This is a genomic window from Verrucomicrobiota bacterium (genome assembly GCA_039027815.1).
Classification (GTDB): domain Bacteria; phylum Verrucomicrobiota; class Verrucomicrobiia; order Verrucomicrobiales; family JBCCJK01; genus JBCCJK01.
The window spans coordinates 1-20,972 of record JBCCJK010000005.1; the positions used below are offsets into that span (position 1 = coordinate 1).

At 62.3% G+C, this 20,972-nt stretch carries 17 protein-coding genes; 16 read left to right on the forward strand and 1 reads right to left on the reverse strand.

The features are described 5' to 3' along the window. Positions 1–246: 246 nt before the first annotated feature. The 16 genes from AAF555_02610 (at position 247) to ftsA (ending at position 19,194) form a co-directional block, all read left to right on the forward strand. The gene (locus AAF555_02610) at positions 247–1,707 is read left to right on the forward strand and encodes a Gfo/Idh/MocA family oxidoreductase (GenBank protein MEM6910450.1); all 1,461 of its coding nucleotides are present in this window, start codon (positions 247–249) and stop codon (positions 1,705–1,707) included. 138 nt (positions 1,708–1,845) lie between these two features. Further along, positions 1,846–2,295, forward strand: a complete 450-nt coding sequence (locus AAF555_02615) for a hypothetical protein (GenBank protein MEM6910451.1) — start codon at positions 1,846–1,848, stop codon at positions 2,293–2,295. 92 nt (positions 2,296–2,387) lie between these two features. Further along, positions 2,388–3,350 (forward strand): 16S rRNA (cytosine(1402)-N(4))-methyltransferase RsmH, encoded by a 963-nt coding sequence (gene rsmH / locus AAF555_02620; GenBank protein ID MEM6910452.1) that lies wholly within the window; start codon positions 2,388–2,390, stop codon positions 3,348–3,350. A gap of 43 nt (positions 3,351–3,393) precedes the next feature. Further along, positions 3,394–3,735, forward strand: coding sequence for a hypothetical protein (locus AAF555_02625; GenBank protein ID MEM6910453.1), 342 nt, complete (start codon positions 3,394–3,396; stop codon positions 3,733–3,735). A gap of 3 nt (positions 3,736–3,738) precedes the next feature. Further along, a complete protein-coding gene (locus tag AAF555_02630) occupies positions 3,739–5,580 on the forward strand; it encodes a penicillin-binding protein 2 (protein MEM6910454.1) in 1,842 nt (613 codons plus the stop codon). 4 nt (positions 5,581–5,584) lie between these two features. Then, on the forward strand, positions 5,585–7,090 hold the full coding sequence (locus AAF555_02635; protein ID MEM6910455.1) for a UDP-N-acetylmuramoyl-L-alanyl-D-glutamate--2,6-diaminopimelate ligase: 1,506 nt from the start codon (positions 5,585–5,587) through the stop codon (positions 7,088–7,090). Positions 7,091–7,107: 17 nt separating this feature from the next. Further along, the gene (murF, locus tag AAF555_02640; protein ID MEM6910456.1) at positions 7,108–8,448 is read left to right on the forward strand and encodes a UDP-N-acetylmuramoyl-tripeptide--D-alanyl-D-alanine ligase; all 1,341 of its coding nucleotides are present in this window, start codon (positions 7,108–7,110) and stop codon (positions 8,446–8,448) included. A 3-nt stretch (positions 8,449–8,451) separates the two neighbouring features. Continuing rightward, positions 8,452–9,576 (forward strand): phospho-N-acetylmuramoyl-pentapeptide-transferase, encoded by a 1,125-nt coding sequence (gene mraY, locus AAF555_02645; protein ID MEM6910457.1) that lies wholly within the window; start codon positions 8,452–8,454, stop codon positions 9,574–9,576. Beyond that, a complete protein-coding gene (gene murD / locus AAF555_02650; protein MEM6910458.1) occupies positions 9,573–10,874 on the forward strand; it encodes a UDP-N-acetylmuramoyl-L-alanine--D-glutamate ligase in 1,302 nt (433 codons plus the stop codon). The genes mraY and murD overlap by 4 nt, the downstream gene beginning before the upstream one ends. Before the next feature lie 6 nt (positions 10,875–10,880). Next, positions 10,881–11,384 carry a LysM peptidoglycan-binding domain-containing protein gene (locus AAF555_02655; GenBank protein ID MEM6910459.1) on the forward strand — a complete coding sequence of 168 codons (504 nt, stop codon included), beginning with the start codon at positions 10,881–10,883 and terminating at the stop codon, positions 11,382–11,384. A 6-nt stretch (positions 11,385–11,390) separates the two neighbouring features. Then, positions 11,391–12,542 (forward strand): putative peptidoglycan glycosyltransferase FtsW, encoded by a 1,152-nt coding sequence (locus AAF555_02660; protein ID MEM6910460.1) that lies wholly within the window; start codon positions 11,391–11,393, stop codon positions 12,540–12,542. 15 nt (positions 12,543–12,557) lie between these two features. Then, a complete protein-coding gene (gene murG, locus AAF555_02665) occupies positions 12,558–13,655 on the forward strand; it encodes an undecaprenyldiphospho-muramoylpentapeptide beta-N-acetylglucosaminyltransferase (protein MEM6910461.1) in 1,098 nt (365 codons plus the stop codon). After that, positions 13,652–15,952, forward strand: coding sequence for a UDP-N-acetylmuramate--L-alanine ligase (gene murC / locus AAF555_02670; protein MEM6910462.1), 2,301 nt, complete (start codon positions 13,652–13,654; stop codon positions 15,950–15,952). The genes murG and murC overlap by 4 nt, the downstream gene beginning before the upstream one ends. Further along, positions 15,949–16,878 carry a D-alanine--D-alanine ligase gene (locus AAF555_02675; protein ID MEM6910463.1) on the forward strand — a complete coding sequence of 310 codons (930 nt, stop codon included), beginning with the start codon at positions 15,949–15,951 and terminating at the stop codon, positions 16,876–16,878. The genes murC and AAF555_02675 overlap by 4 nt, the downstream gene beginning before the upstream one ends. Before the next feature lie 13 nt (positions 16,879–16,891). Then, positions 16,892–17,956: an FtsQ-type POTRA domain-containing protein gene (locus AAF555_02680; GenBank protein ID MEM6910464.1), complete on the forward strand. Its 1,065-nt coding sequence runs from the start codon at positions 16,892–16,894 to the stop codon at positions 17,954–17,956. 11 nt (positions 17,957–17,967) lie between these two features. Continuing rightward, a complete protein-coding gene (ftsA, locus tag AAF555_02685; protein MEM6910465.1) occupies positions 17,968–19,194 on the forward strand; it encodes a cell division protein FtsA in 1,227 nt (408 codons plus the stop codon). On the opposite strand, the gene polX is transcribed toward ftsA, so the two are convergent. Beyond that, positions 19,175–20,965, reverse strand: a complete 1,791-nt coding sequence (polX, locus tag AAF555_02690; protein MEM6910466.1) for a DNA polymerase/3'-5' exonuclease PolX — start codon at positions 20,963–20,965, stop codon at positions 19,175–19,177. The two genes, ftsA and polX, sit on opposite strands and share 20 nt — an antisense overlap. Positions 20,966–20,972: the final 7 nt, after the last annotated feature.

The window sequence follows — 20,972 nt, forward strand, 5'->3', positions numbered from 1 at the left end:
AAGCGCGGGGAAGGAAGAGCCGGTGTCTTTCGAGCCAGCCCAGCGTTGCTCCTCGGTTACGGTGCCTGCACCGCGCCCTCGTCGCGCCTTGGTCTGGCCCGAAATCCACTCGGCCATTCTACCAGCCAATTCTGCAGCTTGCTATGAGGCCTTCAGCCGACAGTCGAAATCAAGGAAACGGAGCCCTGCGAGGCTCCGTTTTTCGTTGAAAGATCAGGTCGGTCTCAGGTTGTAGTTTGGGGACTCATGGCGGACCGAAAGCCCCTTTCTCGTCGGAACTTCCTAAAGAGTTCGGCCGCTGCCACGGCCGGCTTGGCTTGGACGGCCAAGAGTCGCGCCCAGGTATCCGGGGCCAATGAGCGGGTTCGCCTCGGCCTGATTGGTTGTGGGTCTCGCGGAGGGAAATTGGCGCGCAACTTTGGCGAGTTGGGCGAGGTCGATTTGGTCGCCCTCTCCGACGCCGATCGCGAGCGAATGGAAACGCTCCCGCTCCCGGAAGGGGCTCTTCCCCAGGTTCATCAGGACTACCGGCGGCTTTTGGACGACCCCACCATCGATGCGGTCGTGATCGCCACCCCGAACCACTGGCACGCCCTCATGGGCATCCAAGGCCTGGATGCCGGCAAGCACGTGCATGTCGAAAAGCCGCTCAGCCACTCCATCTGGGAAGGGCGCCAGCTGGTCAATTTCGCTGCTCAGAGCCAGTTGGTAGCCATGACGGGGACCCAGCACCGGTCTGATCCCGGCATCCGGGCGGCGGCCGAATCCATCCAGCGAGGTGATCTCGGCGCGGTCCAGTTCATCCACTCGATGCATTTTTCGGTGCGAAACCCCATTCAGGCGGCGAGCGCTCCTCGGGAAGCCCCCGCCACTTGTGATGAGGAGCTGTGGGCGGGGCCGGCTCCCCTGGTGGGAACGACCCATCGGGAGCGCTTTCACTATGACTGGCATTGGTTCTGGAACTGGGGCAATGGGGAGATGGGCAACTGGGGGCCCCACCGCAGCGATGACATCCGTCATCTTCTGGGCTGGGAGGCCCCGGCCGTTCCGGACAATGTGATTTCGCTCGGCGGTCGTTATCTTTGGCAAGATGGCGGTGAGACGGCCAATATGCAGTTGGCCTACTTCGACTACCAAGGACTCCCGGTCGTCTTCGAGGTTCGGAATCTCCCCCGGGCGGCCGGCCAAAACGCTCCCGGCTCCATGCGCGGGACCCGCTCCGCCAATTTCGTGCAGTGCGAAGGCGGCTCCTATGTCATTGGTCGCTCAGGCGGGCGCTCCTTCGACCTCGAGGGCCAGCCCGTAGGAGAGTTCAAGGGGAACGGAGGACAACCACACTTTGGGAATTTCATCGCAGCTATCAAGGGAGAGGCCTCCGCGCTGACGGCTTCCATGGAAGCGGGGCATCACGGAGCCAATCTCTGCCACGTTTCCAACATTTCGTATCGCCTCGGCATGGAAATGGACCGGGAGGAAGCGGAAAGTCACTTTCAGGCCAACCAGGCCTTGGTGGAATCCCTGCAATCCTTCCTCGGACAAATCGAGGCCAACGGGGTCGATTTGGCCTCGGAAGGCATTCGGGTGGGACCGAGCTTGCGATTCGATCCACAAAAAGAAATGTTCGTGGGACCGCTGGCGGAGCGCGCCAATCAGCTCGTGAAGGGGTCCTATCGGCCGGGCTTTGTCGTCCCGGAGACAGGGGCCTGAGGACGGAGTCCCGCCCGGAGTCGATCAGACCAAAGGACGGTTTTTCTAAGAAATCTCCCGTCAATCGAGCTTCTTTTGGGATTGCAGTATGGGTTGAAATGGGCCATTATCCCAAGGAATCCCAAAATTGCCCACTTCATGGGAGACGAGAACGCAGGCTATTTCACCGGAGAGTGGAATCGGAAGCTCGACGAGAAATGTCGGCTCACGATTCCCCCTGTTTTCCGTGAAAACATCAGCACGTTCTTTCTGGTGCAGCTCTCAGGGACGAAGGCGCTCTTGATGATGACCCGGACGGGTCTGGACGCCTTTTGGGAGAAGTATTCGGGGAGGTTGGACCTCGATAATGCCCAGGAGACCCTTCTTCGCCGGATCATTTATGGAGATGCGATCCAATGCAGCCTGGATGGGTCGGGCCGGATGGTCTTGCCGATGGAACTGTGCCAAGCCCGTGGCTTGAAGGAGGAGGTCATCCTAAAAGGCATGCGGGATTGGATCGAGATTTGGCGGCCGGCCGATTTTGAGGCTTCTCAGGAGAAGACGGCGCAATCGAAAGAAGAACTGGAAAGGAAGCTTCGATACGAATGAGCGCGCTCACTACGGATTGGAGCTGGATGGCGGCCGAGTTGGAAGGGGAGCCCCGACCTGTTGGATGGCCCTTTTCTGGGAGAGCTGTGGCCATGGAGAGCGAGCCAGCCGGTGGGGCCGGTGGGGCCGGTGGGACCCCTTCGGACTACCACCGCTCGGTCCTTTGGGAGAAGTCGGTTCAGGCTCTCCAGCCCACGGCGGGCAAGGTCTTGGTGGATTGCACCCTGGGAGGCGGAGGGCATGCCGAAGGCTTGCTGCAAGCCGGGGCGCGGGTCATAGGCTTGGATCGCGATGGCGAGGCTTTGGCGCATGCCCGGGATCGCTTGGCTGCTTATGGGAATCGCTTCCAGGCCGTCCAGACGCCTTTTTCCGGTTTGGAGGCCACCCTTAAGACCTTGGGATGGAGTCAGGTCGACGGGGTGCTCGCTGACCTGGGCGTTTCCTCTCGCCAGTTGGATGCCGCCGAGAGGGGATTTTCCTTCCAGAAAGAAGGCCCTCTCGACATGCGCATGCAACAGGACACGGGACCAAGCGCAGCCGACTTGCTGGCCACGGCCGAGGAGGCAGAGCTGGCGCACTGGTTTTCCCGCTATGGCGAGGAACCTGAGTCGCGTCGAGTGGCGGCCGCCATTGTGGCAGGCCGTTCCGAACGAAAGCTTACCACCACGCAGGGGCTGGTCGAGGTGATCCAAGAGGCCAAGAAGCGCTTCACCAAGCATCATCCCGCCACGCGCGTTTTTCAGGCCCTCCGGATGGTGGTGAATCGCGAGCTGGAAGAGTTAGAGAGCCTGCTGGAGACCCTCCCGCGGGTGGTGGCCCCTGGGGGGCGGGCGGCCCTCATCTCGTTCCACTCGCTCGAGGATCGACCGATCAAGCAGACCTTCCGCCGCTACTGCCAAGCGGAATTGGACGATCCCACCTGGCCGGCTCCCAGGCCCAATCCAGAGCATTTTTTCCAAGCCGTCACCCGCAAGCCGCTCGTGGCCAGCCCGGAGGAAGCCGCTTCCAATCCCCGAGCCCGGTCGGCCAAGCTCCGCATCATCGAACGCCTCTAACCCTCTTCTTTTTTCCATGCGACGCAATCAATTCCGCAGCCAGGTGAAAGCTTCTATCCTTTTGCCGACGGTGCTTTCCGCCATTTTTCTAATCGCGATCGCCTGTTCTTATGTCTCGATCAAAAATCAGCAGGAAGTCACCTTGCAGGAAATCCGGGCGACAGAGAAAGCCATTGCGAGGACGAAAGCGGAAAAGAATTCGATTGAAAACCGGCTCTCCTCGGATCTGAGCCGGGATGCGCTGGCAGATCGGCTAGAGTGGTTGAACGTGGGATTGGTGCCCATTCCCCAATCCCGAATCCAAGTGATCGATGCGGAAGTGTTTGACCGCGATCGAAACGTGGTGACAGCGCGAGTCAATCTGGAGGGTCTCCCCGGGCTCTAGGGCATGAGCGCTGCCGGTCTACAACAGAGGGCCTTGGTGGCCTGTGTGGTGTTGGTCACGCTTTTGAGCGCCCTTTCTTTCCGAATTATCCTGCTGCAACTTTCGCAGAACGAAGCCAGGCAGCCGGTCGAGCGGAGGGAGTATTTCAAAGAGTACGAGCTGCCAGCGGCTCGGGGGCATATTTTTGATCGATCGGGGGAGCGGCTGACTCGCAATCGGGAATGGACCAAGGTGGTGGCGGACAAGACCCATCTTCGGGATGAAAACATCGCGGCCGGGGCCTTGGCGAAGGCGCTTTCCCTGAGCGAGAAAGAAATTCACCGGCGCTTTCCGGAGGCTGAAGAATTGAGTGGGCGCTACCTCCACCATCTCTCCCAAGGGATCGCTCCGTTCCTCGGGCAGAGCGCAGGCCAGGTCCATGCGCTTTTCACTGAGTCGCCCAAAAACGACATTCTCGTGGCCCGGCGCCTGGAGGTGGAGGTGGCGAGAAACTTGGAGGATTATCTGCGGGAAAATTCCCTGCGGGGCCTGCGGCTGGAAAAAACCAAAAGGCGCTTCTACCCGAGTCCTCAGCGCTTGACCCATGTCTTGGGCTATACCAATGCCGAGGAAGTGGGCCAGGCCGGGGTCGAGAAGGCCATGGATGATTGGCTGGCGGGCGAGGATGGTTGGCGTCGCGTGGAATGCGATCGATATGGAAGGGAGGTGGCTCCCGTGGAAGGCGGTTTCCAAGCCCCCCAGCATGGCCATGATGTCCATCTCTCGATCAGCATGGGCTTGCAGAACATCGTCGAGCGGGAGTTGGAGAGGGCGATGGTGGAATTTGCCGCGGTCAGGGCTTCGGCCGTTCTTTTGGAGCCTTCCACCGGTGACATCCTGGCCCTGGCCAATCGGCCTCACTTCGATCTCAACGAGCGCCGTGGGAACTTCTACAACCTAGCGGTTTCTGGTCACTTCGAGCCGGGCTCCACCATCAAGATCCTGACGATAGCCGCTGCCTTGGACGCGGGGGTCTGCACCTTGCGGGATGTGGTCGACTGCGGCACCGGCCCCTATCGAGACAACCGAGGGGTGCTCGTCCACGACCACCGTTACTTTGGAAAAATGACCGTGGCGGAGGTGCTGGCCAATTCGAGCAACATCGGCACTTACAAAGTGGGGCGTCAGCTTGGCCTCCGTCGTTTTCGGGAAAGCCTCCTCCGCTTTGGGCTGGACCAGCGGACCGGAGTCCGGCTGTCCGTCGAAGCGAAGGGCCTGGTGCGGGCCACTCCGAACGCGGTGGAGTTTGCAAGCATGACCTACGGGTATGCCTTGCACCTCACCCCCCTCCAGCTGGCCACAGCGGTGGCAGCCATTGCCAATGAGGGGGAGCTGCCCCGTCCCCGCTTGGTGACCGAGATCACCGACCTCGAAGGGAGAAAGGTGCAAGCCTTTCCACCCAGTGTCCGCGGTCGCGCCTGCAGCCCGCGGGCCGCGGCCGATATCCGAAAGGTCCTGCAACTGGCCGCTTCCGAAGAGGGAACCGGCCAGCAAGCGCAGGTGGCTGGCCATGCGGTCGCAGGCAAGACCGGGACGGCTTGGAAATATGACGAGAAAATCAAGGACTATGACCGCACCCGCGCCGTCTGCTCTTTCGCTGGCTTTCTCCCGGCGGAGGACCCCCGGGTGGTCTGCGTGGTAGTGATCGATGATCCCCAGACGACCGAGGTGGCACGCTCCGGCGGCTCGATCGCCGCTCCCGTATTTTCCCGGATCGGGGCCCAAGCGATGCAGTATCTCAATGTGACCCCGAGTCTCCCCCTGGCAGAAGAACCCGGTGCCGCCGTCGAGGTGACTGCCCGCTAAGCCCATGACGCTGGCCCAACTTCGCGATCTCCTCCAGCCAACCGAATTTCACGGAGGCGGAGAAGGGAAAATCGCGGGCTTGGCGGTCGACTCCCGAGCCGTCCAGCCAGGGGAGGTCTTTTTCGCGGTTCCGGGGACCGTCTCGGATGGGACCCAATTCGCGAGCCAAGCCATTGAGCAAGGGGCGAGCGCCGTGGTGGCCTCCCGAGCGCCGGAGGAGGTCTGGCCGACTCCCTGGTTGGTGGTAGGCAATGTCCGAGAGGCCATGGCGCAAGTGGCAGGGGCCTTTCATGGACACCCCGATCGGGAGGTGGAGCTTCTCGGAGTGACGGGGACCAATGGGAAGACCACCAGCGCCTGGGTCTTGCAACACCTCGTGCAGGATTCGGGTCGGCGCTGTGGGCTGCTCAGCACGATCCGCTATCAGGATGGGGTGGAGGAGACGGAGGCCACCCACACCACGCCCGAATCGATCCATCTGCTGCCCTGGCTAGCTCGCATGCGGGAGAATGGCTGCCAGGCCGCTGCCATGGAGGTGTCTTCCCACGCCATTGATCAGGCGCGGGTGGGCGGCCTGCGTTTCCAGGTCGGCCTCTTCACCAATCTCAGTCAGGACCATCTCGACTACCACAAAACGATGGAGGCCTACTACCAGGTCAAGAAGCGCTTCATCGAAGAAACGCGCGAGGCCGGGGGCTGGGTGGTCATCAATTCCGATGATGCTTACGGCCAGCGAATGCTGCGCGAGCTGGGGCGGGAAAGAGTCTGCACGATCGGCTTTGGAGCGGGGGCGGACTTCCGCATGAGCCAGCTCCGGAGTGACTTCGAGGGCTGCTCCTTCGCGCTCGCAGCCAAGGGCCGCTCCTTCATGGTGCGGGCCCCTTACCTTGGCCGATTCAATGCTTACAATCTAGTGGGGGCCTTGGCGGCCGTCTCGGCCCTGGGACTGAATTTGCGCGGGGCGGTCCGGGCCCTGCAAAGCGCTCCTCAGGTTCCGGGCCGCATGGAAGACCTGACGCCCGGGCAAAAACGCAAGGTCCTCGTCGACTACGCGCACACCCCCGATGCGCTCTCTCACGTTCTGGCCACACTGCGCGATCTAAAACCGAAGCGTTTGTTCACGGTCTTTGGTTGCGGAGGGGATCGGGATCGCGGGAAGCGACCCCTCATGGCGAGGGCGGCGGCCGCCCTCAGTGATGGGGTCATTGTGACCAATGACAACCCCCGGACAGAAGACCCTGCGCAAATCTTTGGCGACATTCGAGGGGGTCTCTTGGCGTCGGTGCCCCACGAAGTCATTGCCGACCGGCGGGAGGCGATTCGAACGGCGGTCAACCTCGCCGAAAGTGGTGACATCGTGCTCATCGCGGGCAAGGGCCATGAGACCTACCAAGAAATTGAGGGAGTCCGACATGAGTTCAGCGATCAACTGCACGCCCGCATCGCGCTGCGGGACGCGGGGCAGGATCGGGCCGCGGAAGAGCGGCAGCGGGAAGGGGGCATTTCGTGAAGGCCAGCCTGGGAGAGATGGCCGCCTGGTCTGGGGGCGTGCTGGAGGCGGGCTCGCCCACGACGCCCGTGGCCGGCGTCCAGACGGACACGCGCGCCTTGGTGGCAGGGGAGTTTTTTGTGGCCTTGCGGGGAGAGAATTTCGATGGCCACGCCTTCGTGGAAACGGCCCTCCAAGGAGGGGCCGCGGCCGTCATGGTGGACCAGAAGTGGCCAGGGCAGGCGCCGCCCGGGGCGCAAGTCATTCGGGTCGAGGACACCCTGCTCGGTTTGCAACGCTTGGCGGCTGGCTGGCGGGAGGGCTTGTCGCTGCGAGTGATCGCCATCACGGGAAGCAATGGCAAGACCTCGACTAAGGATTTGGTGGCTTCCGTTCTCCACCAAGCGGGTCCCGTGAATGCCACTCGGGGAAACCTGAACAACCACATCGGGGTGCCCTTGACGCTGCTCAAGACCAGCCCAGAGGACTGCTTCGGCGTGTGGGAGATGGGCATGAACCACCCGGGTGAGATCGCTCCTCTGGCCGCCATGGCCAAGCCGGACGTGGCGCTGGTGACGAATGTCGGCACGGCCCACATCGAGTTCTTCGCGGACCGTGCCGGGATCGCCCGAGAGAAGCACTCGATCTTTGAAAGCCTTTCTGAAAACGGCCTCGCCCTCTTGCAGGCTGAAGACGATTTCACGCCGGCGGCCTTGGAAAGATTGCAAGTCCCCGTCCGCACGGTCGGGCTGAGCGAAGGGGCCGAGGTGCGGGCGACAGACATTGAGAGCGGGGTCGATGGCTCGCGCTTCCACGTCGAATCGGCGGAAGGGCGTTTTCCGGTGGAGCTGCCTCTCACGGGACGTCACATGGTGGGCAACGCTCTCTTCGCGGCCGCCATTGGCCTGCACGAAGGGCTCTCCCTCTCCCAGATTCAGGCGGGCCTGGCTTCGGTCCAGCTGACCCCGGGCCGCATGCAAGCGCGGGAGGTGGGCGGGCTGTCTTTGATCGACGATTGCTACAACGCCAATCGTGAATCGGTCTTGGCCGCGCTGGAAACGCTCTCCGAAATGAAAGTGGTGGGTCGGCGAGCCATCGCCCTCGGCGAATTGGCGGAGTTGGGAGCGCATCGGGAGACCACCTACCAAGAGCTTCTCGAGCGGGCCTTGGCGAAAGCGCTCGACCGGATCTATCTGGTGGGCCCGACCTGGGAGGCGGCCGCCGCCCAAGCGCCAGCGGCCGCGGTGCGCTACTGCCCTGATTTGGAAGCCTTGGTCAGCCAAGTTCGCGCTGAGCAGAGTCCCGAGGATTTGCTCCTAGTGAAAGGCAGCCGTAGGGCCGCTCTAGAACGACTCTTTCATTCCCTCGCCCTCGATTGACCCATGCTCTATTACCTCAGCCAGTTCAGCGACCAAGTCGAAGTCGCCAATCTCTTCCGCTACATTACGGTGCGGGCAGCCGGAGCGGCCGTCTTTGCCTTCTTGTTTGTCTTGCTGACGGGGCGTCGCTTCATCCGCCTGCTCCTTTCCCTTAAGGTGGGGCAGCCCATCCGGACGGCTGACGAGGTGCACAAACTGGCCGAGCTTCATGGCGGCAAGGCGGGAACCCCGACCATGGGCGGGCTCATGACGCTGCTGGCGGTGGTGCTGGCCACGATCCTCTTTGCCCGTCTTTCCAATCCTTTTGTGAGCGTGACCCTGGTGGTGACGCTGCTGGCCGGGCTGGTGGGCTTCGCAGATGACTACACCAAGGTCAAGCAGCGCAATTCCGGCGGCATCTCGGCGCGGGCCAAGTTGGGCGGGCAGGTGCTGATCGGCTTGGGGGCCGCCCTCTTTCTGCTGCTGCACCCGCTAACCGGCGATTACATGAGCGAATTCTGGGTGCCCTTTCTTAAGGAACCTCTCTTTGCGAGCGCCTTTTGGCTGGTGCTTTTGATGATTCCCTTTGTCATCACCGGCACCTCGAATGCGGTCAACCTGACCGATGGGCTGGACGGGCTGGCGGCGGGCAGTGCGGTCTCGGTCGCTCTCTGTTTCACCGTGCTTTCCTACCTGGGGGGGGCCACGTTCCTGATTGGGGAAACGCCCATCCCCATCTACGAGTATCTTTTCATTCCGCACCATCCCGAGCTGGCGGAGTTGGCCATCTTCGCGGCCGCTCTCATGGGCGCGCTCCTCGGCTTTCTCTGGTTCAATTGCCATCCGGCGAAGGTGTTTATGGGAGATACCGGATCCCTTTCGCTGGGCGCGGCCATCGCCATGCTCGCCATCTGCACTCACCATGAGCTTCTGCTGGTCTTGGTGGGGGGCGTTTTTGTGATCGAGGCGCTTTCGGTCATCATCCAGGTCACGAGCTTCAAAACCCGAGGCAAGCGAGTCTTTCGGATGTCGCCCATTCACCACCACTTCGAGTTGAAGGGCTGGCATGAGAACCAAGTCATCATCCGCTTTTGGATTCTTTCCTTCCTCCTGGCCCTGGCTGGCATGGCCACTCTGAAACTTCGATGAAGATCGCCGACCTCCAACAAATCGCGGTTTTGGGTGCGGGTCGCAGCGGGCTGGCGGCCGCCTCCCTCGCCTGTGCCCACGGGATGGAGGTCACGGTCCATGATGAGAAAGCGGTCGACGCCAGGCGAGAGGTCGTGGCCCAGCTGGCAGCCCAAGGAACGAACTTTGCCCTCGGCCCCGAAGGTCTGGAGAGGGCCGAGGCGGTCGTGGTCAGCCCCGGGATTCCGCCTGAGTCTTCTTTGGTGCAGGCGGCGGAGGCGGGCGGTCGACCGCTCTTGGGCGAAGTGGAGTTTGCTTGGCGCTTGGATCCGGACCCGCGGGTGGTGGCCCTGACCGGCACCAACGGCAAAACCACCACCACCGAGATGGTGCAGGCGATCGCCCTGCGGGCGGGCTTGGAGCATGGGGTGGGTGGAAACTACGGGACGCCCTACAGCGAACTGGTGGAGCATCATCCCAAGGGGTGGAAAATTCTCGAGATCAGTTCGTTTCAGCTGGAGCGGATCGAGCGCTTTCATCCTCAGATCGCGGTCTGGCTGAATTTCGCGGCCGATCACCTCGACCGCTACCCCGACCTCCATGCCTACTTCCAAGCGAAGGCCCGCTTGCTGGAAAACCTCGGCCCCGACGATCTTCTCATCCTGTCCGGGGAGATCGGCGTGGTGGCGGAGGCGGTCCCTACGGTCGGCTACGACACGGCTGCCGGGCATTTTCAGGAGAAGGGCGGTCGGATACAAGAAGGCGAGCAGGTGCTGGGATCTTTGGAAGAGCTGGCCTTTCGCGGACAGCACAATGTCCTGAATGCGCGAGCGGCTTTGGAAGTGGCGCGGGGGCTGGGGGTGCCGCGCCAGGAGGCCTGGGAGGCGCTTCGGACCTACCGGCCGCCAGCTCACCGCTACGAATGGGTCCGCCATTTCGAGGGAGCCGATTACATCAACGACTCCAAGGGCACCAATCCCCACGCGCTCGAGAAGGCGCTTTTGGCCGAGAAGCGGCCGACGGTCCTGATCGCTGGGGGCAAGGACAAGGGCTTTGTCTTTCCCGATCTCCCGGCAGGTGGCCAGGTGCGGGCAGCGCTCCTGGTGGGCCAAGTGGCCGAGGCGGTGGCGGGGGTTTGGGCGCGGCAGGCTGACTGCGAGGTCGTGAAAACGATCGAGCGGGCGGTCGCTCGGGCCCGGGAACTCGCGCAGCCGGGCGACCGCATTCTCCTTTCTCCTGGCACCTCGTCCTTCGACCAATTCACCGGCTTCGAAGCGCGGGGGGACCACTTTCGTCAACTCGTTGCATCCCTGATCTGAACCATTATGAAAAAATACATCCGCAAAAGCGCGAATCTCACCGGCGAAGCCGATTGGGACACTGAGGTGCCGAGCATCCGGCTCTCGCGCGCCTTCCTCGTGGTGCTCCTGCTGCACATTGTGGCAGTCGGGGGCATCCTCTTGTTTGAACTCGTGGGCGGCAAAGAAAAGCCCAGCCCGGCCGGGTCGGCCGCCAACAGCCAAGTGGCCGAGCCGGTCGAGCCGAGCCTCCCGGTGGCCGGGATGGACGCTTTGGCCGAGGAACGAGCCATTCTCCAGCCGGAAGCCTCGGGCCCGGCGGCTGAGGCGGCGACCCCCGTGGCGGCAGCCGAGGGTCCTGGCTCCTCCGCGGCGGCGCTTTCCCATCGCTTGGAGGCGGGGGAGAGCTTGTGGGCGCTTTCCCGGAAATACGAGGTGAGCGTGCAGGAGATTCTGAGCGCCAATGGCTTGACCATGGACGACGCTTCTCGCCTCCAGGTGGGACAGTTGATTGTGATTCCGAACCGCTAGGCCAGGATGCGCCAAGCCGCTATCTATCTCGTGGTGGTCGCCGTCTGCCTTTTGGTGGGCGTGGGCTGCGTGACTCTGACCAGCACCGGGGTCTACACCGAGGTGGCCCGCAAGAGTGGCAATCCCTACCACAACGTCGAGCGGCAAGTGCTGCACGGTTTGCTCGGCCTCTGCTTGGCGGCGGTCGCCGCTCTCGTGGACTACCGCTGGTGGATCAAGTTTTGGCCCTGGCTGCTGGCCGTGACCCTCGGGCTCTTGGGGCTCTGCTTTGTCGAGGGCATCGGCCAGAAGATCAATGGGGAACGGCGCTGGATCAGCCTGCTGGGCCTTACCTTCCAGCCTTCTGAAATCGGAAAGCTGACGGGCGTGGTGGTGCTGGCGGCTTGGTTCGGGCAGTTTGCCAAGAAGTCACAGACCTTCCTCTACGGGATTCTCTTCCCGGGCCTCTTTGTCGGCAGTCTCGGTGTCCTCATCTTGATGGAAGTGGACATGGGAACGACGGCGACCTTGGCGGCAGCGGCCGGCGTCATGATTTATCTCGGTGGGGCTCGGCTGCGTTACTTGGTGGCGCTGCTTCTTCTCGGCTCCGGGGTGGTCTGGTTCATGGTCTCCACGGTCGAGGAGGACAAGATGGTCCGGATTGAAGCCTGGAAGAACCCGGAGGCGCATGCCGATGGCAGCGCCTACCAGCCTTTGCGAGCCAAAATAGCCTTGGAAAATGGGGGGCTGCACGGCCGGGGAATCGGGGCCAGCCGGGAGAAACGCTCTCGTCTGCCCTTTGCGCACACCGACTTCATTTTCCCCATCATCGCGGAAGAACTGGGTCTCTGGGGTTCGCTCGGAGTGGTGGCGGCTTTTGTCACGCTGGCGGTGGCCGGCTTCTTGGTGGCGCTCAATTCGGAAGACCGCGTGGGCAAGCTCTTGGGGTGTGGCTTGATCACCATTATTTGCCTGCAGGCGGCGCTCAATATCGCGGTCACCACGAGCGCGGTCCCGAATACCGGGCTGCCCTTGCCCTTCATCAGCTACGGCGGAACCAGTCTCGTCATTCACTTGGTGCAGATCGGAATTTTAGTGAGCATCTTTCGCTTTGGCTCGCGGGGACGGGAGACGCGGCATGATTGGTTGGAGAGAGAGAAGTTTACGCCGCGCATTTGAGCGCCATTGTCCGCCATGCCTCGACCCAAACGAATCGCCATCGCCTGCGGAGGCACCGGAGGGCATCTCTTTCCCGGGATCGCCGTGGCCGAGGTGCTTTTGGAGAAGGACTACGAGCCGATCCTCTTCGTTTCGCAGAAGCCGATCGACTACGAGATTTCGGCCGAGCGGACCGAGTTCATCTACGAGTTCCTTCCCGCCATTGGGATGCCTCCGGTCTTTTCGCCGCGGTTTCTTTCCTTCTTGTTCAAGCTCTGGCAGGCTATCGGGCTCTCGCGCAAGGCCATTCGACGCTACCGCGCGGATCTCGTCTTGGGGATGGGTGGTTTCACTTCGCTGCCGCCGCTCCATGCCGCCAAGTCGCTCGAACTGCCCTCGCTCATCCATGAGTCCAATGTGATCCCGGGGAGGGCGAATCGCTGGTCGGCCAAGGTGGCGACGCAAGTGCTCTTAGGATTCGAGCAAGCCCGAGACTTTTTTCCCAAGGCCACGGTCAAGGTGGTGGGGACGCCTCTGCGGAGCCATTTTCAGGATCGACCGAGCAGGGAGCAAGTGCGGCAGGAACTCGGTCTGGATTTGACGAAACCGGTCCTCGCGGTCTTGGGAGGGAGCCAAGGGGCCCAAGGGGTGAATGAGGCCATTGGCCGCTCCTATGAGCGCCTGGCCAGCGCGGACATCCAACTCATCCATCTGACCGGAACGCGAAATTTTGAGGCCATGGAGGAACAGGCCATGAAGTCCAGTGTCAGGGGCCGGATCGCCCCTTTTTCCCATGAAATGCCTTCCATCTTGGCGGCGGCCGACTTGGTGGTGTCTCGTTCGGGGGCCTCCTCCCTCACCGAAATCGCGGCCTTCTCCTTGCCTTCCCTTTTGATTCCCTATCCCCACGCGGCCGATGATCACCAGCGGGCCAATGCCCGGGTTTTCGAAGAAGCCGGGGCAGCCCTCATGGTGGAGGAGGCCGACCTCCGGGGCGATCAGTTGGGCCATCTGGTGATTGGCTTGCTCCAGGACGCGCCCAAGCGGCAGGCCATGGTGCGAGCCACGGCGGCCATCGCCCGACCCCAAGCCACCGAGGCGGTGGTGCAAGCGGTGGAGGCGCTGCTGGCATGAGCGATGTCCTCCGCCAGCTGCAAAAGGGAGAGACCTCGCTTCGGGTCCACCTCATCGGGGTGGCCGGTTCCGGGATGTCGGGCTTGGCTTGGTTGCTTCTAGGTCAGGGGCACCGCGTCAGTGGTTCGGACAAAGTCTCTTCGGATGAAACCGAGCGGCTGGTGGCCGCCGGTCTCGCCTTCCAGTGTCCCCACTCCGCGGAAGCGGTCGCGGACGCCGAGGTCGTGATTCACTCTTCAGCCATCCGCCCCACCAATGTGGCCTTGGCCGCCGCCCAGAAGCGAGGCTGTCTTCTTCTTCGGCGAGCGGAGGCGCTCACCACATTGATGCACTCCCGGCGCAATGTCGTGATCTCCGGGACCCATGGGAAAACCACCACCTCTTCGCTCACCACGCACCTCTTTCGAACAGCCGGCCTCACGCCGAGTCATTACATCGGAGCGGAAATCCCGCTTCTGGGCCGGAATGCCCATTGGGCGCCGGAGAGTGAGTGGTTCATCGCCGAGGCGGACGAGAGTGATGGCACGCTCATCCACTACCAGCCCCATCATCAGGTGGTGCTGAATCTCGAGGCAGAGCATCTCGATTTTTACCCAGATTTGGAGGCCATCCGAGAGGTCTTCTTGGTGCCCCTCCAGAAGGCCACTGGTTCGGTCATCTACTGCCGGGCGGACGAGGGGGCCGAGGCGCTCTGCCGGGATCTGCCCCAGGCCGTGCCCTATGGCTGGGATGAGCAATGCGAGTATTTCGCGCGGGGGGTGAAACGAAAGGATAGCCGGATGCAGTTCGAAATCGTGGAGAGGGGGGAATCGCTCGGGAAATTCACCCTGGGAATTTCCGGTCGGCACAATGTTTTGAATGCCTTGGCTGCGGTGGCGGTGGCCCGGGCCGCGGGGGCGACGGCGGATCGGATTCGTGATGGCTTGGAAACCTTCCGGGGCGCCCGCCGCCGCTTTGAGACGCTTTTCCGCTCGCCCGACTACCAAGTGGTGGATGATTACGGACACCACCCGAGCGAAATCGCGGCCACTCTCGAGGCCGCCCGCGGGCTCCAGCCGAAACGGATTGCGGTGCTCTTTCAGCCTCACCGCTATTCTCGGACCCAAAAGCTGGCCCAGGACTTCGGTCCCGCGCTGGCCTTGGCGGAGGTGGTGGCGCTCGCTCCCATTTACCCCGCCAATGAACTCCCCATCGAAGGGGTCACCTCCCAGCTGATTGCCGAGGAGGTGGCGCGGGTGGGGCACCAAGGGGTGGAGAGCTTTTCTGATCCGGCCGAGGCCTGCGCCGCCCTCGCCAATCGATTGCAGCCGGGCGACTTGGTCCTTTCTTTAGGTGCAGGCAATATCCATCTTTTTGGCAAGGCCCTGGCCCGCGATATCGAGACCCTCTCCTTTTTGCGCCACTTGCTGGGCGACGGGGGAGAGGCGCGCCTCTATGAGCCGATGCGCAAGCACACCACCCTGCGGGTGGGCGGCCCGGCCCAGTTTTGGGTCGAGCCGGTCACTGAGAAGGAGATGACGCGGGTGGTGGCCTTCTGTCGCAAGATGGATTTGCCCCTCACGGTGGTGGGTCGCGGGTCGAATCTCGTGGTGCGGGACGGCGGCATCCGCGGGGTGGTGCTCCATCCCATGAAGGGCGAGTTCGCCGAGGTCCACGTCTACGGCAATGAGATCGTGGCGGGGGTGGGGGCGCGGCTAAAAAAAATTGCCAGTGTGGCCCAGAAAGCGGGCTTGACCGGCTTCGAGTGGATGGAGGGCATCCCCGGGAACCTGGGCGGAGCGCTCCGCATGAATGCCGGCGCCATGGGGGTGGAGACCTTCGACCAAGCGGTCTCGGTGCGGGTCATCGATGAGAGCAATGAGGTGGTGGAAATGCAGGGTCCCGAGTTGGGGGCGGCTTACCGGAATGTCGAGAGCCTGCGGCGACGCTACGCGCTTTCGGCTCGCTTGGTCGGCCATCCTGGAAAATCGGAGGCCATCGCGAGTCTCCTGCAAGCCTCCAAGGAGAAGCGTCTCTCGAGCCAGCCCCTGGCGGCCAGTGCCGGCTGCACCTTCAAGAACCCGGAGAGTATTCCCGCGGGGCAGCTGGTGGAAGAACTGGGGCTGAAGGGGCGGGCGATCGGCCCGGCGGAGGTGTCCGAGGTACACGGCAATTTCATTGTGAATCGGGGAGGAGCGAGCGCGTCTGAGGTTTTGCGCTTGATGGAGGAAATCCAAGAGATTGCCCGCCAGGAGCGGGGACTCGATCTGCATCCTGAGGTCCAGATTTTGGGCGAAGAAACGATTTTTGATTCATGAAACGACTGCCAGACCAAGCGATCATTGCGGTGCTCCAAGGCGGCCCCGGCTCCGAGCGTGAAATCTCCTTGGCCTCGGCCGCCAGTGTCGAAGAGGCCCTCCGGGAAAAAGGCTACCAGGTGGTGGGCGTCGATGTCCAGGGAGACGACTTCGCGCTCCCCCCCGAGGTCACTCTGGCCTTCAATGTCATCCATGGGACCTTTGGCGAAGATGGCCAGCTGCAGCGCCTTTTGGAGGCACGGGGTCTTCCCTACACGGGAGCGGGTGCGGCCAGCAGCGAGCGGGCTTTCGATAAGATCGACAGCAAAGAGGTCTTCGAAAAAGCGGGGGTTCCCACGCCGCGCTGGGAGACTCTCGAGATCGCGCTCAGCCAGCCTCCCAACCTGCCCGTGCCCTGTGTCATCAAGCCTCCCCGCGAGGGTTCGAGCGTGGGGGTGCACATCGTGAAGGACGAGCGCCAAATCCCAGCCGCCCTCGCGGACGTGGGGAGATTCAGTGAGGTGGCTTTGGTGGAAGAGTTTGTGCCAGGCAAGGAGTTGACAGTCGGCATCGTGGGCCAGGAGGTGCTCCCCATCGTGCACATCCAACCGCAAGACGGCTTTTACGACATGAAGAACAAGTATCCCTGGCTGCAAAAGTCCGGGGGCGGGAGTGACTACATCGTGCCGGCCGATCTCCCGGCCGAGCTGACCCAAGCGGTCCAAGCGGCCGCCAAGCAGGCCCATGACGCTCTCGGGGTCGAGGTCTATTCCCGGGTCGATGTCCTCCTGCCCGAGGAAGGCGGGCCCTCTGTCCTGGAGGTCAATACCATTCCCGGCATGACGAGCACCAGTCTGCTGCCGAAAGCGGCCGGAGTGGTGGGCTATTCTTTTGGCGATCTCTGCCAGCGAATCGCCGAGCTTTCCTTTACCCGATTTTTTGCTTAAGGTCACTTAACCAATGAACCGTCGCCGCAAATCGCCTCCCGGTCGCCCCCGCCAAAATGCGGCTTCCAAGCCGGGGGCGAGGGCCTTTCGCGGGCTCAATGTGCGGGTGGACTCGCGGCGTTCCCACCGGCAGCGGTGCTGGCGACGGGTGCGAATGCTGACCCTTTGGCTTTTGGTGGTGTCTTTCGGCGGGGGGGCGGTCTACGGCATGACCCGCGTTTATCAGGGCTTTCTTTCGGAAGACGGGCCTTTCCGGCTGGAGCGAGTTCAGGTGGAGGGCGGCGATCTTTTGTCGGAGGCCCAAGTTCGCGCGCTGGCCGGCGTTCGGTTGGGCCAAAGTCTGTTGGAGCTGGAGATGGAGGCCATCCAAGCCAGGCTGGCGGCTCATCCTCTGATCGCTCAGGCGGAGGTCGCTCGCCGCTTTCCCGACACCCTTTCCCTGAGGATTGAGGAGCGTCGGGCCCGGGCTTGGCTCTTTTGTCCGGGGAGGGGGGTGCGGCCCCGCGTGTCACAAGGGGGCTACCTCATCGATGCCGACGGAGTGGTTTTTCCCTGCTCGAGCCTGAAGCGGGAGTTTTTGACGCTCCCGATTGTGCGAGTGGATCAGTTGGAGGAAGAGCTGTCCCAGGAAGCCATCCGGCCACCCGAGGTGGGGCACGCCATGCGCCTCCTGCGGCTTTTGGAGGAGCGGCTTCCGCATCATCCGCTGGCGGTCAAGGACCTCGCGGTGCGCAATGCCTTCTCCCTCGAGCTCCGCTTGGAGTCCGGCGAAAGCGTTCTTTTTCGCAAGGAAGACTTGGAGCGGCAGATCGCCGATTTGGATGTGGTGCTGTCCTACGTGGAGAGCAGTGGGAGAGAGCTGGAGTCTCTCAACCTCATGATGAAGACGAATTTGGCGGCGCGCTTTGCCGACCAGGCGGATTTCGGAGAGCTGGATTTGCCGGTCCGAAAGGCCCGGCCGGTCGAGAGGGAGGCCACGGGGGAAGGGCCGCCCATCCCGCCCCCGGCTCTCGAAGACTCTCCGGCACCCCCCCTCGATCTGGCGGAGGAAATCGAGGCCATTCTTCACCCCCGCTGACCCCTTTCGCCATGGCCAAGAGTAGTATCCACGTTGGATTGGAGATCGGCACCCACAAGATCGCGGTGGTGGTGGGAGAGGTCCGCCCAGATGGAGCCATCAAGATTTTGGGAGTGGGCCACGCCCCTTCTCGAGGGGTGCGCAAGGGGGAGATCGTCGATTTCAAGGTGGCCAAGACCTGCCTGAACGACGCCTTGCTGCGAGCCGAGGATTTGAGCGATGTCATCATCCGGAGTGTCTTTCTCAGCGTGACGGGCGGGCACGTTCAGAGTTTCACCAACCGGGGGTGCATCACCATCCCCGAGGACCAAAACGAAATCACCGAAGGGGATCTCGAAGAGGTGAAGAACATTTCTCGCGAGGTCGATCTCCCGGAGAGCCATATCATTCTGCATAGCGTAGTGCGCTATTACTACCTCGATGGGCAGGACCGCGTCTTGGATCCCGTCGGCATGATGGCCCAGCGCTTGGAAGCGGATTATCATATCATCCATGGCATCCGGACCCGGCTTTCCAACTCCATCCGCTGCGTGCGGGAGATTCCGCTCGAGGTGGAGGATGTGGTCTTTGCCCCCATCGCCTCCGCCCAAGTGGTTTTGACCAAGCAAGCCAAACAGGATGGCGCGCTCGTGTTCGACATCGGCGCGGGCGCCACGGACTATGTACTCTACGAAGATGGGGTGATGGCCGCGTCCGGTTGCGTGCCCCTGGGAGGGGATCATATCACCAATGACATCGCGGTGGTTTTGCGGATTCCCCAATCGGTGGCGGAAAAGCTGAAAGTGGAGGAAGGGAGCGCTCTTCCTGGACGAGCCGAGGCCAGCGAGAATGTCTACCTTGAAGATGACATGCAATTTGTGGGTCGGGAGATCGAGCGCGAATTGCTCGACTCCATCATCCAGAGCCGTATCCATGAGATCTTTGATCTCATTAAGAAGCGCTTGCAACCAACCGGCTACTTGGATCGCCTGAGTTCCGGCATTTTTTTGACTGGAGGGACCAGCCAGTTGCACGGGATTGATCAAGCGGTGGCCAATCTCTTTCAAATGCCGGTCCACCGGCCCAGCGCCAGCTCGGCCATCAGCGGCATCACGGCCACCTTCGAGAATCCGCAATACGCCACGCCCATTGGCCTGATCCGCTATGCGCAGATTCTCGACGAAGAGCGCTCCTCGAAGTCCCGCCTGGCTCGCTTGGGCCGGAAGCTCAAGAGTTTGCTCAGCTCTTCGAAGCCCTAGGCTTTCCGGTTTGGAGAAAGCGCTCGATCTGCGGGCGCGTCCGGGTGTTGAGCACGTCTGCTTTCGTCAGCCAGCCCTTGCGGGCGACTTCGGCCCCGTGGCGGAGATGCTGGAGTCCTGAGGGGGAATGAGCGTCGGGATTGATGCTACAGAGAATCCCCTTTTCCTTGGCCCTTTTCCACCACCGCCAGTCCAGGTCGAGACGGCGGGCGTGGGCATTGAGCTCGATGACCGTTCCGGTGCGGGCGCAGGCTTCCAGGATCTTCGGGATGTCGAGAGCGTAGGGCTCGCGTTTCAAGAGAAGGCGACCCGTGAGGTGGCCCAGCATGGTGACGTGCGGGTTCTCAATGGCACGCAGGAGGCGCGCGCTCATTTCCTCCTCTGGAAGGGAGAAGGCGCTGTGGACGCTGGCGACCACGTAGTCCAGCTGGGCCAGCAATTCGTCATCGAAATCGAGCCGGCCGTCCTTCAAGATGTCGACTTCGGAGCCGCTGAAGAGGCGGAAATCGACCCCTTGTTCCGCGTAGCTTTGGTTGAGGTCCCGAACGGACTCGATCTGCTGTAGGAGCCGTGTTTCGTCGAGGCCATTGGCTTGGAAGGAGCTTTTGGAATGGTCGGCGATCCCGAGATATTGCAGGCCGAGGTCGATGGCGGCTTCCGCCATGTCCGCGAGCGTGGCGGTGCCGTCGCTCTCTGTTGTGTGATTGTGAAAGGTGCCGCGAAGCTGGGTCCAAGTCACGAGCGAGGGGAGGGCTCCCTGTTCGGCGGCCTCGATTTCTCCCTGGTTCTCCCGCAAGGCGGGATCGATCCAATCGAGCTCAAGGAAACGATAAAGCTGCTCTTCTGTCTCGATGCCACTGGGCTGGGGGGCGCCTTGGGTGGGCTCGAGTCGGTATTCATTCAGAGAATAGCCGCGCTGGAGAGCGCGCTGTCGGAGGGCGACGTTGTGTTCCTTTGAACCGGTGAAGTATTGCAGGGCAAAGGGGAAGTGCTCATTGCGGACCACCCGCAGGTCGCAAGGAAGGCCGCTTCGGTGCCGGATGCTGGCTTTGGTCTCTCCACAGGCCAGAACCTCTTGCGCAAAATCCGCCTCCGCGAAATCTCGGGTCAGCTGATTGCCCTCGGGCGCCGCTACCAGGAAGTCGAGATCGTGGACGGTCTCCTTACTCCGGCGAAGACTCCCCGCCACTTCGAGCTGAGACACTTCGGGATGGGCTCGTAGCCAGGCCCGGAGTTCCGAGGCCACGGCCGCCGCTTGATCGATAAGAAAGCGGCTGGCGTTGGAGGAGTGGTAGGTGAGGGCCGCCAGAATTTTCTCCTCCGTCTTTTTCCCGAAGCCCTTGAGCGGGGCCAGTTTCCCCGCTTGGCAGGCTGCTTGGAGAGCGGCCAGCGAATCGATTTCGAGGCTGTCATAAAGCACTTTGATCTTCTTGGGTCCGAGGCCGGGCAGTTCAAAGAGTTCGAAGAGGGACTCCGGAAATTGTCCCCGGAGAGTTTCGTAAAAAGCCAGGCCGCCCGTGGTGGCCAATTCGTGGAGCTTGTCCTGGAGAGCTTTCCCGAGGCCTTTGATCTCGGTAAGTTGCCGCTCTCGGGCGAGGCGAAGAAGGTCTTCCGGATGAGAGCGAACCGTTTCCGCTCCCGTGCGGTAGGCGCGGATTTTGAAGGGGTTTTCTCCCTGGAGTTCAAGCAAGAGAGCGATTTGTTCCAGAATGGAGGCGATTTCCTCGCGAGTGAGCGGCTTTTTTGGGGGTTTTTGAGGGGTAGGGGGCATTTTGGAT